The 13,168-nt window shown below is 58.9% G+C and carries 10 protein-coding genes; 3 read left to right on the top strand and 7 right to left on the bottom strand.

Going from position 1 to position 13,168, the window contains the following annotated elements:
• Window positions 1-4: 4 nt before the first annotated feature.
• Together C2E19_RS16290 and C2E19_RS16285 are read left to right on the top strand one after the other, a co-directional pair.
• Window positions 5-409, top strand: coding sequence for a MerR family transcriptional regulator (locus tag C2E19_RS16290; RefSeq protein ID WP_129394136.1), 405 nt, complete (start codon window positions 5-7; stop codon window positions 407-409).
• 292 nt (window positions 410-701) lie between these two features.
• The gene (locus tag C2E19_RS16285) at window positions 702-2,261 is read left to right on the top strand and encodes a TerC family protein (protein ID WP_129394135.1); all 1,560 of its coding nucleotides are present in this window, start codon (window positions 702-704) and stop codon (window positions 2,259-2,261) included.
• 140 nt (window positions 2,262-2,401) lie between these two features.
• On the opposite strand, the gene C2E19_RS16280 is transcribed toward C2E19_RS16285, so the two are convergent.
• The 7 genes from C2E19_RS16280 to C2E19_RS16250 form a co-directional block, all read right to left on the bottom strand.
• On the bottom strand, window positions 2,402-3,478 hold the full coding sequence (locus C2E19_RS16280; RefSeq protein WP_129394133.1) for a diguanylate cyclase: 1,077 nt from the start codon (window positions 3,476-3,478) through the stop codon (window positions 2,402-2,404).
• A complete protein-coding gene (locus C2E19_RS16275) occupies window positions 3,462-4,334 on the bottom strand; it encodes a DUF4434 family protein (protein ID WP_129394131.1) in 873 nt (290 codons plus the stop codon). Before C2E19_RS16275 ends, C2E19_RS16280 begins: the two co-directional genes overlap by 17 nt.
• Entirely contained in the window at window positions 4,334-7,495 is a 3,162-nt protein-coding gene (locus C2E19_RS16270; protein ID WP_129394129.1) for a phage receptor, read from the bottom strand. The genes C2E19_RS16275 and C2E19_RS16270 overlap by 1 nt, the downstream gene beginning before the upstream one ends.
• A complete protein-coding gene (nrfB, locus tag C2E19_RS16265; protein WP_129394127.1) occupies window positions 7,492-9,666 on the bottom strand; it encodes a cyclic di-3',5'-guanylate-activated glycosyltransferase NrfB in 2,175 nt (724 codons plus the stop codon). Before nrfB ends, C2E19_RS16270 begins: the two co-directional genes overlap by 4 nt.
• A complete protein-coding gene (wecB, locus tag C2E19_RS16260) occupies window positions 9,663-10,817 on the bottom strand; it encodes a non-hydrolyzing UDP-N-acetylglucosamine 2-epimerase (RefSeq protein WP_129394125.1) in 1,155 nt (384 codons plus the stop codon). The genes nrfB and wecB overlap by 4 nt, the downstream gene beginning before the upstream one ends.
• A gap of 176 nt (window positions 10,818-10,993) precedes the next feature.
• Window positions 10,994-11,425 (bottom strand): thioredoxin domain-containing protein, encoded by a 432-nt coding sequence (locus tag C2E19_RS16255; protein WP_129394123.1) that lies wholly within the window; start codon window positions 11,423-11,425, stop codon window positions 10,994-10,996.
• Between the two features lie 96 nt (window positions 11,426-11,521).
• Window positions 11,522-11,926 (bottom strand): hypothetical protein, encoded by a 405-nt coding sequence (locus tag C2E19_RS16250; RefSeq protein ID WP_129394121.1) that lies wholly within the window; start codon window positions 11,924-11,926, stop codon window positions 11,522-11,524.
• A gap of 390 nt (window positions 11,927-12,316) precedes the next feature.
• On the opposite strand from C2E19_RS16250, the gene C2E19_RS16245 reads away from it, so the two are divergent.
• On the top strand, window positions 12,317-13,168 hold the full coding sequence (locus C2E19_RS16245; RefSeq protein ID WP_129394120.1) for a transporter substrate-binding domain-containing protein: 852 nt from the start codon (window positions 12,317-12,319) through the stop codon (window positions 13,166-13,168).

Raw genomic sequence — 13,168 nt, 5'->3', positions numbered from 1 at the left:
TGCAATGAAAATTGGTGAATTGGCGCAGATGAGTGGGCTGAGCGCTTCGCGCATTCGCTTTTATGAAGCGCAAGGCCTGATCCCCAAGGTCGAGCGGCAGGGCAACGGTTATCGGCGCTATCCGCCGCAAGTGCTGCAAACCCTGAACATCATTCAGCGTGCACAACAGGCGGGGTTCAGTCTCGATGAGCTTAAATTGCTACTGCCAGACCCGCTGACCGGGGAGTTCAATGAGGACGATCTGGTGTCGAGCCTGAGCCACAAAGTCGAGCAGATCGAGGCGATGCAGTTACATCTGGCGCAGAGCAGAGAGCAACTGTTGGCGGTGATCGACGACATTCGCAGCCGACCGGACGGTATGGGCTGTAACGCCAATGCGGAAAGGGTACTGAAGTCTTTCAAGCACTGACTTCGGGTTGTAGTACAGATTTTGAAATGATTTGTTGCTGTAGGAAAAGTGGCCTGAGCCTGTAGGCTTCAAGGCCATTTTTCATTCAGGAATTACATGAACACCCTCTCGGAGCCTCCCCCGTCTCTGCCACAGAGAACCTCCTTTTCGCGCCATGGCGCGGTCTTGACGCACTCGCAGCATCCAGTTTTCCGACACCCGACTATCGTTGATAACGCGGCTCCTGAGCCTTCGCGTTGCGCTTTGCCGTGTCCGGCAGCCTGAATTCACTGAAGAGAGATCGAGACGTTTTATGGAATGGTTAGCGGATCCCACAGCCTGGTTAGGCTTGTTGACTCTGATCGTGCTGGAACTGGTGCTGGGCATCGACAACCTGGTGTTCATCGCAATCCTCGCCGACAAACTGCCGCCGCATCAACGTGATCGCGCACGCATCATCGGCCTGTCTTTGGCGCTGATCATGCGCCTGGGCCTGTTGGCGAGTATTTCATGGCTGGTCACCCTCACGCAGCCGTTGTTCGAAATCTTCGACAAGAGCTTCTCCGGCCGTGACCTGATCATGCTGTTCGGTGGCGTGTTCCTGTTGTTCAAAGCGACGATGGAACTGCATGAGCGCCTTGAAGGGCATGTCGGCGAGCGCTCGAGCAATACCGCTTATGCGTTGTTCTGGCCGATTGTCGCGCAGATCGTCGTGCTCGACGCGGTGTTCTCGCTGGACGCAGTGATTACCGCTGTGGGCATGGTTGATGAACTGGCGGTGATGATGATCGCGGTGATCATTTCCATCGGTCTGATGATCGTCGCCAGCAAGCCGTTGACGCGCTTCGTCAATGCGCACCCGACGGTGATCATGCTGTGCCTGGGCTTTTTGATGATGATCGGTTTTGCCCTGACGGCTGAAGGTCTGGGGTTCCACATTCCGAAAGGCTACTTGTACGCGGCGATCGGTTTCTCGATCCTGATCGAGGTGTTCAACCAGATCGCCCGCGCCCGTCGCAAGCGTTCGATGCAAGGCCTGCGTCCGATGCGTGAACGCACGGCACACGCGGTAATGCGTCTGCTTGGTGGTCGTAAACTGGCGGTGGAAGAGGTCGGCGAGGAAATTTCCGATCTGCTCGACAACGGTGAAGCGCCGAATGCGGAGCTGTTTGATCGTCGCGAGCGGGTGATGATCAGCGGCGTGCTGCAATTGGCCGAACGACCGATTCGCAACCTGATGACAGTACGCGCCGATGTCGACTGGATTGATCTGGCAGACGACGCTGAGACAATTCGTACAAAGCTGATGCATTCGTCGTACTCGCGTCTGCCGTTGATTCGTGACGGTGCGGTGGATGAGCCGTTGGGTTTCGTGCACAAGAAGGAGTTGCTCAAGGAGTATCTGGCCGGCACCGAGCCGAACCTGGAACATCTGGCGCGCAAGACCATCAACCTGCTCGACAGCTATTCGATCCTTAACGCGCTGGAACAGATGCGCGCGGCCTCGACGCACATTGCCTTTGTGGTCAACGAGTTTGGCGATTTTGTCGGTGTATTGACCATGACCGACATTCTCGAATCGATCGCCGGCGAGTTGCCTGATGCCAGCGAAATCGAAGGCCCGGATGTCGTCGAGGAGCAGGGCGGGTTTCTGGTCAGCGGCGCATTGAACCTGGCGCGGGTTCGTCAGCGCACCGGGTTTGGCGCCGAGCCGACCGAGGATTATCAAACCATGGCCGGGCTGGTCATGAGCCTGCTGGATCGTTTGCCGGTGATCGGCGATCGACTGGTGCACGAAGGCTGGCGGATGACTGTGAAAGCGGTTGAAGAGCGACGCGTGACGCGGGTGTTGTTGGAGCGTGATACCGCTTAAAGATCACGGCGCCTGTTCCGGCCGTATCGCTGGCAGGCCAGCTCACACAGGTTTATCGGGTGCCCATCGATTTTGGCTACACCATCAATCATGTGGGAGCTGGCTTGGCAGCGATGGCAATCGATCTGCCGATACACAGTTTACTGATGAAAAGTGTAGCGATCCTTGCCCGTATGCTTTGACTCATACAACGCCGCATCCGCCTTGACCAACGCCTGCGTCAGCGAATCGTCGTCTTCCACCCGGGTCACGCCGATACTGATCGTCACCGGATACCGGGTCGGTTGCTCCCGCACCAAACGGCACAATTCACCCGCCAGCGCTGCAACCTCCTCGCGCTGGACTCCCGCCAGATAAATTGCAAACTCCTCGCCACCCAGGCGTGCGTAATCGAACTGCTGCATGACCTTTTTGATATCGGCAGCGATGCGTTTCAGCACCTCATCGCCGATGTCGTGGCCATAGGTATCGTTGACCTTCTTGAAGTTGTCGATGTCGATCATCAACAGGTAGTGGTCATGCTCGCGAGGCTCTGCCCGCAGGTGTTTTTCCGCGAGGGTCATGAACGATCGACGATTGGGGATTTCCGTCAGCGTGTCGTTGTAGGCCTGATCCAGCAGCAGCCTGGACATGATGTAGTTGTACAGTTTGGCTTCGCGCAGCTTGAGGAACGTGTAAATCGTCAACGCACAGAGAAACACGCTGTAGCAGGCGGTCAGTACGCCCCTGAGTTCAACCAGGCTGGTGGTGGTGTTGATAAACGGGTTGAGCAGCAGCCAGATCAGGAACTGCACGATAAAGAATGCCCGGCGACTCAGCGGCAGTACCGAGAAGCTGTAGAGCATGGCGGCCGCAGCGAGCACCAGCCAGGAACTGTGTACGGCCGGGGGCAAGCCGCTGACGATCAATCGAATACCCACGGTCAGGCCCACTACCAGCAACACCGCCAGAACATCGAAATGTCGGGCCTGGCGGGTAAACCACAACACCATGGTCAGCACAGAGAAAAACGCCACGAATAGCATTGATCGCCAGGTGAATCCCTGACCGCCAAGGAGACTGACGATCAAGTCGAAGATCAGCCACATGGCGATGCTGACGATAAAGATCAACAGGCTGAAGGAATGCAGGCGCTCGAATTCGTGCTGGACAAACTCGGCCCGCAATTCAGCGGGCGCGGTTTTTTTCAGGACCTCGTCTTCAATGATTTTGTACATTGCCGGCCTTGCGCTGGTTGTCGAGAATCACCCGGCCCCACGGGCGATAGCGCAGAGAAAACACCGCGCTGGCGTGACAACCGCTCGACGTCACATCCGGGGCAGCAGGCTCGGCGTGGAACGGCTGGACGTCACCACTGACCTGGCGGAACGCTTCTCGCACGATACCGACGGAGCAGGGCAGTGCGCTGGCATAGCTGCTGCGCACCACGGGCGGCAAGCGCCCGGTACCGGCGCCATCCTGCCACCAGACCTGAACGCCCGCAGCGCTCAACTCGCCCAGCCATTGCGCGTTGATGTTCGGCGCGAGCTTACCGGCGCTGAATGCACTGACGTGCAGCGGTGCGTCGAGTTTGCCGGCGAGGTCTTTGAGCTGACGTTGCAGCGTTGCCCGGCGATCCGCCGCGAGGAAGTGCAAGTCATCCAGCTCCAGCGGCAGATACCAGCCACTCACCGGCAGCTTCCAGTCCTCGCGCAGCTTCTGCTGCTGCGCCAGCGATTGGCCCAGTTGCGCTTGCCAGTATTTAGCGAGACCAGCGCTGTCCAGTTCGTCGATACGCTGGTAATAGGCCGGATCCATCTTCAACCCGAGTACCAGTTGCAGTCCTTGTTGTTGTGCCAGTTGCAGACTGTTGGCGAGCCAGCCGTTGGCACCGCCGAAGTCTGAGTCGCCGTATGCGGTCCACTGCACGATCAGCGTGCGCGTGCCTTGTTTCGCCGTGTCTTGCCATATTCGTAGCCACTGCGCCTGAGTGAGACCCGCATCGACATTCAACGGTTGATAGAACACGCGCTCATCGGCTCGCGCGACCACAGTGCCCAGCAGCAGGCAGAAAAACAGCATCCATCGAGCCATCAGAAATTCCACTCCACGCCCAGCAGCACACCATTGCCACCTTCATACAGATTGCCGCCCAGCGCCTGTTGGTACTCGGTCCGCACTGTCAGCTTCGAGCGGTAGGCGTTATAGCGGTCATCGTCGTACCACCATTGCCAGCGCAAACCGACCCCGGTGCGCAGATCCTGCCGCCAGTCGTTGCTTGGATCCTGGCTGGCAAACTCGAGAAAGCCATACGGCATGATCGTCTGCGCACCGTTGAACGGCAGCTTCCATGTATGCCCTTGCTGGAACCGCGACAGCCACTGATGATCGCCGGCCTTGGTCCACCATGCGGCATCGAGGTAGAGGAAGCGTTCATCCCAGTCGCTTTCGTCGACGCGCCAGTCGTTGCGGTATTTGCCCTGATCGAGAAACGATGCAGTGGCGCGCAACAGGTAGTCGGTGGTGGTGTGACCGTCCTGACGATGATCGTCGAGTTGATCCGAGAGCTTGTCCGGATTGATCAACTGGCCAAGGCTGAGGCCATGATTGTCCTGGTCATCGAACTGGCTCTGTTTGTAGATTTCGCCATAGAAGTTGATGTTCTGCGTGCCCCACGGCTTGTAGCGCAGACCGACGCCCGCCGCGACGGATTCGGCGTAACTGGAGCGGCTCTGACCACCCAGCAGCACACGGCCGTAGACCGACAGCGAACTGCCGGCGCGACTCGGTTCTTCACCGAGGGCGTGATCCCACATCGCAACCTGGACGTTTTGCGAGTTCGGGCTGCGATTCGAGCCTTGGCTTTTGTCATCGCGCAGGAAGTCGTTGGTCGATACGCCGGCCGGTGACCAGGTGCTGGCGATGGTGAAGTTGTCCCGGCGAGACAAGGCTTCATGGGCGCGCCGCTGACGATAACGCCGGGCTTCCATGCTGCCATCTTCATCGTCGGCAGCCACCGGGTTCTGTTCGAGATCGATGACGCGGCGCAGTTCTTTGCGCGCCGAAGCGCTGTCCTCGACCTCGTCATAACGCCAGGCGAGGGTTTCGCCGAGGTGATAATCCTCGGGGAAGTCGCGGGTAGCCTGCTGCAGATAGGGAATGGCTGTGGCGCGTTGTTCACGGGTGGCGGCGCCCGCAAGGCGCATGCCGTAATCGGCGCGATAGCGCGGATTGCCCGGCTCGCGCCGCACGGCTTCGGCCAGCCATGCATTGCTTTGCGCAAGATCGCCGGCTTTCTGTGCCGTGACCGAGGCCGCGTAGAAATGCCCGGCATCCGGGGCTGTTTGCAGGGCCTGACGTTGTCGTTGCAACGCTTGTGCATGGTCGCCGCGAGCATCGGCGACTGCCGCACCCAATGCCCATTCATTGGCGCCGCGTGTGCTGCTTTGCTGCCAGAAACGTTCGGCGGCTTGATTGTCGCCCGCGTTCAGCGCGCTGCGACTCGCGGTCAGGCGGGCGTTGTCGCTGAGTTGCGCAGCGGGAATGCTGCGCCAGATGGCCAATGCAGCGGTGGAATCGCCAGCGGCTTCCAGCGCGTAGGCCAACGGCAAACGACTGCTGCGGTCACCGAGCTTTTCTGCCTGCTGGTAATAAACCACGGCTTCGCCCGGACGATCGGGCATCGCACAGCGGCCAAGGGCGCGATAGTCGCCGATGGCTTGCGGGTGGTCGCCGACGGCTTGTTGCACGACATCGCACTGACCTTTTTCCGCGAGCTGCGCGAGCAGTTGACCGCGAGTGGCGCCGTCGACATGCCCGAGCAGCGACGCCATACGCCGTTGTTGCTGTGCCGTGATATCGCTGGATGAAGCATACAGACCGGCCAGTCGTTGCAGCGCGGCGCCGGGCAGACGTCCGTCATGGCGGTCATAAGCGGTTTCCAGCAGTTGCTGTGCGTGTTGGCGGTCGCCGCTATTGAGTGCGAGGAAACTCGCCTGATTCAGCGACGCCAGGTTGCCGGTCTGACGGTAATGGTATTCCCACAGGGTTTGCTCTTCGGTGCGCCGGCCCATGGTCTGCGCCAGTTCGGCGCGGCGTTTGACCACGGCGGGCGTTTGCGTCTGGCCGGCCAGCCAGACCATGACTTTGCTGCTGTCGCCCTGTTCCTGCCAGACATCCACCAACTGCGCCTGACGACGGCTGTCCCACGGCGCCGGCAAGCGAGTGTTTTGCAACAGATCGGTGGCTTGCAGGCGCTGGGCAAGCACCAGCCATTTTTGTGGATCATCCGTCGGCTGACAGCCGCGCAATTGCGTCAGCGCGGCTTCCGGGTCGTGACGCGACAGCCAATCGGCAGTTTCCAGGCAAGGTCGCTGCAAATCGTTGCTCAGGCGTTGCACGGTGGGTACATCATCGGTCTGCCGTGCCAGTTCCCAAAGACGCTGGCGTTGCACTGGATCGGCCAGGTCGGAGGCGGGCAACGATTGCAACCAGCGTTGTGCCTGCTGATCGTGACCCATGGCGATGGCGCGATTGACCATCGCCAGACGCGCTTGGCGCGCGGCTTCCGCTGTCGGTGCCTGTTGCAGCAATTGCTGCAAGGGTTTTTCGTCGAGGCGTTGAACATAAGCGTTGGCCAGGCGCTGCCAGCCTTCGGCATCCAGTTGTTTTTTCGCCGCCAGCGGCGCCAGTTGTTCGATGGTGCCCGTCCAGTCGCGCAGTTGCTCTGACCAATTGGCACGCGCCAGGCGCAGGATGTTGTCGTCCCCTCGGGGCGCCAGTTGGGCGAGCCAGTCGTGGGCCTTGGCCGCGCCGCCGAACTTGGCCAGACTCAAGCTGTAGGCCTGCCACAGACGTATGCGGTCATTCAGGTCACTGGTGGCCATCCATTGTTCGACCTGGGTGCTGCTCGGCGGATCCTGTTCGATCCAGGTCAGGCGTAAATCGAGCACGGCTGCGCTGTCATTGTTCGGCAGCGCCTGGACGGCGTCGCCATAGCGCCGTTGTCTGGCCAGCGATTCCACCAGCAGGGCGCGTGCCTCGTCGTTTTTCGGGACTTTTTCCAGCAAGTGCCGCATCAGTCGTTCGACTTCTTTCCAGTTGCCCTTTTTCGCTTCGCGGTAGCTGCGATCCATGTAGGGGTAACTGCGGAACTGTTCGAAATCGCTCAGCGGCGCGGCGTGCAGCGGATACGCCGTACTCATGCCCAGCAGCAGGCTACCCATCAACAGGGTGTGACGGTGCACAGGCTTCATGCAGCCTCCCGAACGATGCGGTAGGCGGCTTGTTGTTCGCTGGCCTGATCTGCAAGGGCCTGATCGAGTACTTCCTGGGTGATCATGCCCCGGGAAATCAGATGTTCGCCGAGTGACATGTTTTCGGCGTCGAAATCGATCAATGCCTGATTGAACAGGGTGGGTGGCACCATCCCGCGTACCTGCAGCAAATTGCCCAGCAACACCTGATGGCGGCTGACGCGTTCCAGCAAGGCTTCATCGTCCTGATGACGCTCAAGCACTTCAAGCATATGACGCACTTCCTCATTCTGTCGGTGACTGGCGTACCAGTGACGAATCCCCAAAGTCACACGGCCCTGCGGTGCCAGTCGGCAGCGTACCGGGCGTTTCAATTGACGGCTGATCGCACCGAGCGACACCTGGCTGACCGGACCTTCCGACGCCAGGACCAGGGTTTCACCATCTTCAGCCACCGGCAGCACGCCATAATGCGATGCCACACGGCGCGGCACGGCGTCGATCAGGCGTTTGTCGAGTTTGAACGGGTTGAGCGGCGCCCACTCCAGATCAAGTTGTTCGGCCAGTGCCTGCACCAGTTGCGTGCTGTCGATGTATTCGCGCAACAACAATTCACGTCCCAGACGTCGACGTACCGGACTGGTGATCGCCGCTTCCAGTTGTTCCTCGGTCAGCAGGCCTTTTTCCACCAGACGATGGCCCAGCGGTGTGCGTTGGGCTTTGGTCAGGGCGGGGAATTCATGGGTGGTCTTGTCCCACGCCACGCGCCGGGAGTCGCCCATCTCCATGACTTGTTTCAGCGCGCGCAGATTGGCGAAGAAGTTGACGAAGTTGCTCCACATCATTCGCGGTGCCGACAGCAGGCCCTCGCCCAGTCCGTAATAACGGGTGACGAACCAGCCGCGCTGAAACAGCCGGTTGAGCAGCATGAAGCCGTTCAGCCAAAGCAATATCGGCAGCAGAGAGCTGTCGGAAAGAATTGACGGATAGCGCCACGACTCGGGAGAAATCACCGTCACCAGCCACATCACCATCAAGACCACGAACAGCAGGTTGACGAGGAAGCTCAGCATGTAGGCGATCAGGCCGCGCCGGTCGCGCCAGAGGAAATAGTTGAGCAGACCCTTGCGGCTCCAGCCGAGGTTCTTGGTGCCTTGAAACACGATGCCGACAATCCAGCGCGATTTCTGCCGGATCGCATGCTGCAAATCCCGGGGGAAATGCTCACGGACACAGATCACTTGGGAGAACTCGCGGTTCATGCCGAACACCCACGGTTGCTCCAGCGCCAGTTTCGGATCGCTGACCGAGTAGCGGGCGAAAATGCACTTCATGCCTTTTTGCTTAAGACGGAAACCGATGTCGTAGTCCTCGGTGAGACTTTGCACATCGAAAGCGATACCGTCGCCGTCTTCGAGCAGGGCGCTGATGGCCTTGCGGCTGAAGCAGGTGCCGACGCCAGCGCTGGGCACCTGACCGGTCAAGGCTTCGCGGACGATGACGTCCTTGCCGTGGTTCTCGGCGAACTCATCGACATAGTGGCCGGCAGTGAAGCCTTTCCACTCCGGTGCATACGGGTAGACCGGGATCTGGATCAGGTCCTTGTTCGGCAGCAGATAGTTGAACAGGCGCAATTCCATCGGGGAAATCACGTCTTCGGCGTCGTGCAGGATGAACCCGGCGAACTGGATTTTCGCCTCGCTTTCAAAGCGCAGGATCGCGTCGATGATGTTGTTCAGGCAGTCGGCCTTGCTGGTCGGGCCGGGGCGCGCGCAGACCACTTTGTGCACGTTGGGGTAGTGCTGGCAGACCGCATCGACGTCCGCTTGAGTTTCGGCGTCGTTGGGATAGGTGCCGACAAAAATCTGGTAGTTCTCATAGTCGATGGTCGAGGCGGCCAGGCGCGCCATTTCGCCGACCACACCGACTTCATTCCATGCCGGCACCATGATCGCCAGTGGTTTTTCCGGGATTGCGTACAGGCGCTCTTCATCGGCGCGGTCGAATTTTTCGTAGATCCGCCAGCGCCGGATCAGCTTGCGGGACCAGTACACGAGGTCGATGAACAGATCATCGAGACCGAGGACGAACATCAGCAGGGCGAGGGCAATCGCCACATATTTGAGACCGAACAGCACATACGCAAAAAAGTCGACCCAACCCAGACTCATACCCCTTCACCCGCCGCCGAGCGAGTGCTCAGCCAGGCGTGGAGGCGGGTGGCAATCAATTCGCTGGCGTGGCCATCGCCATAAGGGAAATGCACACGGCTCATGCGCGTATAGGTCTCTTCGTCGTCGAGCAGTTGTGCGGCTTCCTTGACGATGCGGGCCTTGTCGGTGCCGACCAGCAGCATGGTGCCGCTTTCCAGCACCGATGGCCGTTCAGTGACATCGCGCAGCACCAGCAGCGGTTTGCCGATCGCCGGCGCTTCTTCCTGTACACCGCCGGAATCGGTGAGGATGAAGTGCGCACGGCCCATCAGCCAGACGAAATTCGGGTAGTCCTGCGGCGCAACCAGATAGATGTTCGGTTTATTGGCGAGCATGCCGTACACCACTTCCTGCACCAGCGGATTGAGGTGTACCGGATAAACGAATTGCACCTGCGGATAGCGCTCGGCCAGTTCGGCCAGCGCCTCACAGATGTTGCGGAAACCGTCGCCGAGGTTTTCCCGTCGATGGCTGGTGATGAGAATCATCTTGCGCTGATCATCGAGTACGGCCAACGGCGAATCCGCTGCCGGGTGCCAACCGGTTTGCTGCTGTTGCGCGCGCATCCACAGCAAGGCATCAATGACGGTGTTACCGGTGATTTCAATGTTGTCCTCAGGCACGCCTTCGCGCAGCAGGTTGGCGGCGGATTTCGAGGTCGGCGGAAAGTGCAGGTCAGCGATGACACCGGTCAGGCGCCGATTGGCTTCCTCCGGCCAGGGCGCGCGCAGGTTGCCGGTACGCAGGCCTGCTTCAACGTGACCGATGGGCAGTTGCCGATTGAAGGCGGCGAGGGCGGCAATGAAGCTGGTGGTGGTGTCGCCGTGGACGAGCACGATGTCGGGTTTGACCCGTGCATAGGCTTGATCCAGCTGCGCCAGCAGATTTTGCGAAAGACCGTTGAGGGTCTGACCCTGAGTCATCACTTGCAGGTCTTCGTCGACCGAAAGTTCGAAGGCATCGAGTACTTGCGTGAGCATCTCGCGATGCTGGCCGGTAGAACAGATGTTCAGTTGGATGTCCGGCCACTGACGCAGAACCCGAGCGAGCGGGGCCATTTTGATGGCCTCCGGACGAGTACCGAAAACCATCATGACTTTGAAAGACATTGACCCCTCCTGGGACATGGCAACGCCAGGGCAAAAGCACCTTTGACGTGTGTTCTGTTGCTGAGAAATAAAGGAAAGCAGCCGGATGGGAGCTTGTCCAATCCGGCCTCAGGCTAGTTTGTTACCGATGATTTGGAACGAAAGTGCCATCGGTTGATGGCTCTTAGGTGGCACTTTCAGGAAAAGTTCCATCGATGTGCACGCGGGACGGTGCACAGGGAACGAAAAGTGCGGCGCAACCAGTTCAGATCATGCTGTGGTTTGCGCGGGGCGGTCGGTGCTTTGGTTTTGCCGATGTGCAGGGCGAAATCCCGCGCGAGGGTATCTTCATTGCCGATGCCTTTGAGCTTTTTCAGCAGTTTGCCGTTTTTGTAGAACAGCACTGTGGGAGTGCCGGTGACCAGCGGGTGGCGCGGCGATTGGCAGGTGTCGAGCATGTAGATATTGGCGCGATGCCGATAGGGCTCGGCTGTTTGGCGAAATATTGGCCCCGCCCATTCGCACGCCGGGCAGTGCTCATTGGCGAAATACAGGATCACCGGGCGCCAGGTTTTCAGGGCCTTGCGATAAGTCGGGGGCAGGGCAGCGAAAGGGGCGCTCGAATTCATTGAAATCTCCTTTTTCATACGTCGGCCACTCGTTCACAGGGCAAAAAAAGCGAGTCAGACCTGGGTACTGACTCGCGCTTCAGCTTCGCCGTGGAATCAATTTAACTTCGAAAGCGTTAGGTCGGCGAAGTACGAACCCGGTTTGCCGCTTTCACCATCATTGGCTGCCAACGTCACCTTGAACGCGATAGTGGCCGTTGGTGCGGTGATAATGGTGCTCTTGACTATCCATTCCTGAGCGCCTGGGACATCCAGAAAAACCGGGGTTCCCGAAGGAATTGGCTGCACGGTGACACGACCTGCAGAGCCGAGAATGGTCTTCATTCTGGCTGACACCATGAAACTGCCCCCCTGTCCGTTAGCGGTGAGGACTTCCTGACTGATTGAACCTGGCTGGGCAATAACGCAGTCGCCGGAGTCGTAACTTACATTCCCAGGATTGCTTGCCGTCCAATGGGTGCCTTGCTGGGAAAAATCCCCGTTTTTTATCAAGTTGGCCATTTCATCCATCCTTATTGATCTGGTTAATGAGCTGTACGAGAGCTTTCAAAGCCAGGTCAGTAAGCCCCCTCAAATCGCCATCGACAACTGTCAACTCTGACAGGTCAAACTGAAAATCCGATGAGTGGCTCAGGCCATGATCTGCTTCGAATGCGCACATTGCTGCACCTCAATGTGGCGTTACTTCCCATGACCAGGCTTCGCAAATTGAAAACCGTTTGAGCCGAATCGCCTTGCCCCACCAAAGATTAATTCCAACCCGTTGAATTTTCTTAATATTTAAAGCCTCAGGATTTATTTGAATTCCTGTGGCACACTTTCTGCTGTCTATTCCGTAGTAACAAACCGTGTTCCGGTATAGCGGAATAAAACAACCCTGGAGTGCTTGCCATGCATCGCCGACCTTCTTTGTTCAAAGCGTGTGTTTTTGTTCTCGCGGCTTCGTCCGCTGTCATGGGCATGTCCGCCCAGGCGGCTGACGGCAAGCTCGACAGTGTGCTGGCCCGGGGCAAATTGATTGTCGGCACCGGCAGCACCAATGCGCCGTGGCACTTCCAGGGTGCGGATGGCAAGTTGCAGGGTTTTGATATCGACATCGCGCGGATCGTCGCCAAAGGTCTGTTCAACGACCCGAGCAAGGTCGAGTTCGTGGTGCAGTCGTCCGATGCGCGGATTCCCAATCTGCTCACCGACAAGGTCGACATGAGCTGCCAGTTCATCACCGTGACCGCCAGCCGTGCGCAGCAAGTCGCGTTCACGCTGCCGTACTACCGCGAAGGCGTTGGCCTGTTGCTGCCGAACAACAGCAAGTACAAGGAAATCGAAGATCTGCAAGCCGCTGGCGACGGCGTGACCGTGGCGGTGCTGCAAAACGTGTATGCCGAAGAACTGGTGCATCAGGCACTACCCAAGGCCAAGGTCGATCAGTACGACAGCGTTGACCTGATGTATCAGGCAGTGAACTCCGGCCGCGCCGATGCCGCCGCCACCGATCAGTCTTCGGTGAAATACCTGATGGTGCAGAACCCTGGCCGCTACCGCAGCCCGACCTATGCGTGGAGTCCGCAAACCTACGCGTGTGCGGTGAAACGCGGCGATCAGGACTGGCTGAACTTCGTCAACACCGCGCTGCATGAAGCCATGACCGGCGTTGAGTTCCCGACCTACGCCGCCTCCTTCAAGCAATGGTTCGGCGTCGATCTGCCGTCGCCAGCCATCGGTTTCCCAGTCGAATTCAAATGA

The sequence above is a fragment of the Pseudomonas sp. DTU12.3 genome, from assembly GCF_004124275.1.
GTDB lineage: Bacteria > Pseudomonadota > Gammaproteobacteria > Pseudomonadales > Pseudomonadaceae > Aquipseudomonas > Aquipseudomonas helmanticensis.
The sequence above is the reverse complement of the archived record's forward strand: the minus strand, read 5'-3'. Positions and strand labels throughout refer to the sequence as shown.

What these genes read in the sequence shown, in the direction of transcription:
- C2E19_RS16255 (WP_129394123.1), bottom strand. Translation starts at nt 11,425, where the DNA reads ATGAATTCGAGCGCCCCTTTCGCTGCCCTGCCCCCGACTTATCGCAAG.
- C2E19_RS16285 (WP_129394135.1), top strand. Translation starts at nt 702, where the DNA reads ATGGAATGGTTAGCGGATCCCACAGCCTGGTTAGGCTTGTTGACTCTG.
- C2E19_RS16280 (WP_129394133.1), bottom strand. Translation starts at nt 3,478, where the DNA reads ATGTACAAAATCATTGAAGACGAGGTCCTGAAAAAAACCGCGCCCGCT.
- wecB (WP_129394125.1), bottom strand. Translation starts at nt 10,817, where the DNA reads ATGTCTTTCAAAGTCATGATGGTTTTCGGTACTCGTCCGGAGGCCATC.
- C2E19_RS16275 (WP_129394131.1), bottom strand. Translation starts at nt 4,334, where the DNA reads ATGGCTCGATGGATGCTGTTTTTCTGCCTGCTGCTGGGCACTGTGGTC.
- C2E19_RS16270 (WP_129394129.1), bottom strand. Translation starts at nt 7,495, where the DNA reads ATGAAGCCTGTGCACCGTCACACCCTGTTGATGGGTAGCCTGCTGCTG.
- nrfB (WP_129394127.1), bottom strand. Translation starts at nt 9,666, where the DNA reads ATGAGTCTGGGTTGGGTCGACTTTTTTGCGTATGTGCTGTTCGGTCTC.
- C2E19_RS16290 (WP_129394136.1), top strand. Translation starts at nt 5, where the DNA reads ATGAAAATTGGTGAATTGGCGCAGATGAGTGGGCTGAGCGCTTCGCGC.
- C2E19_RS16250 (WP_129394121.1), bottom strand. Translation starts at nt 11,926, where the DNA reads ATGGCCAACTTGATAAAAAACGGGGATTTTTCCCAGCAAGGCACCCAT.
- C2E19_RS16245 (WP_129394120.1), top strand. Translation starts at nt 12,317, where the DNA reads ATGCATCGCCGACCTTCTTTGTTCAAAGCGTGTGTTTTTGTTCTCGCG.